The sequence below is a fragment of the Ruegeria sp. CDSA077 genome (assembly GCF_059612265.1).
The window spans coordinates 1-1282 of the sequence record NZ_JBXWQG010000033.1 but is presented as its reverse complement, the minus strand read 5'-3'; the positions used below and the strand labels follow the sequence as shown (position 1 = coordinate 1282).

2 protein-coding genes are annotated in these 1282 nt (G+C 54.8%); one reads left to right on the top strand and one right to left on the bottom strand.

Features of this window, described 5'->3' with window-relative positions; all coding sequences use genetic code 11:
- On the bottom strand, nt 1-842 hold an 842-nt coding region (locus AC2FLE_RS21375; RefSeq protein ID WP_496699624.1), incomplete at its 3' end, for a LysR family transcriptional regulator.
- 99 nt (nt 843-941) lie between these two features.
- Between AC2FLE_RS21375 and AC2FLE_RS21370 the strand changes: the two genes are divergently transcribed.
- Nucleotides 942-1282: NAD(P)-dependent oxidoreductase (locus AC2FLE_RS21370; RefSeq protein WP_496699623.1), on the top strand; the 341-nt coding region annotated here is incomplete at its 3' end.

Sequence of the window (1282 nt, the reverse complement as noted above, 5' to 3'; positions counted from 1 at the left end):
AAAGCGCTTATCACCAGTTCCTTGATTTGAAGGGCTGCGCTGGACAGACCCTTATCGCGTTCTACAATTTGAATGCAAGTCCTTGGCAAGTTAGGGAGCCGGTAACTCTTGGAAAGCGGGCGCAGCTCGACAGGAATGGTCCCCGATGCCATGACGGTAATAGCGGTTTCCGCGGCGGCGGCGCTCTGAATAACCTGCCCGCTGGGGCTGACCAAAGCTTCACGGAACGCTATGCCTTGCTCAGCAAGACATTTCTTGGCCGCGGCGCGGAACGCACAGCCCTCAGGAAAGAAGGCAATAGGCCAGGGCGTTCCCTCTCCATGTCGGAAGCCGGGGGCGGCTACCCATTTCAACTCAGGTTCGGCCAGCATATGCGCCCCGGGTTTGGTCTCTGGTAGTGTCACCACTGCCAGATCCAGATTGCGGGCTTCAACCTGCTGGCACAGGTTTCGACTGAGCCCAGTAACAATGCTCAACTCGATGCCGGGATAAATTTGCTGTACGCGCTTCAGAAGATTGGCCAACATCGGTAAAACATAGTCCTCGGCAATCCCCAGTCGCACATTGCCTGACACCTGCCCTTTGCGAGCCCGGTTCAGGAAGTTGTCGTGCTCGTCTACCACTCGCTGGGCATGGGGCAACAACTCGGTGCCGCCGGGGGTGAGGACAACACTGTGATAGCCGCGTTCAAACAATGTAACGCCCAACAGCCCTTCGAGCTGACGAATGCGTTGCGACATGGTCGCCTGCGAGTATCCCAAGCGACTGGCCGCGTTGGAAAAGCTGCGTTCGGTGGCAACTGAGAGAAAAGACCGCAGAAGTTTCGTATCGATGTCATACATGAAGTATTGGATATTCCAATATCATTGATTGGTCAAAATTGTTTTACTGATGATACATCACACGCGTAGAAAGCTACCGACATAAGGAAGGATTCTATCATGAAAGTCGGCTTCATCGGTCTTGGAACTATGGGCGGTAACGCTGCCAAGAACATCATCCGCGCGGGTTTTGAAACCTATGTTTTTGATCTGCGTCGTGAGGCGGCCGAACCCCACATAGCCATGGGTGCAACTTGGGCCGATAGCCCGAAGGCTCTGATCGATCAGGTTGACTGCGTCGTTTCAATGGTCTTTGGCCCTCCGCATTGCGAGGCGGTTCTGAAAGGCGAGAACGGCCTGATCCATGGGGACTGCGCCGGCAAGATTTGGATCGATCTGACCACATCGTCGCCCGGTTTCATGCGCGAATTGACTAAGGATTTCGTTGCCAAGGGCGGCAA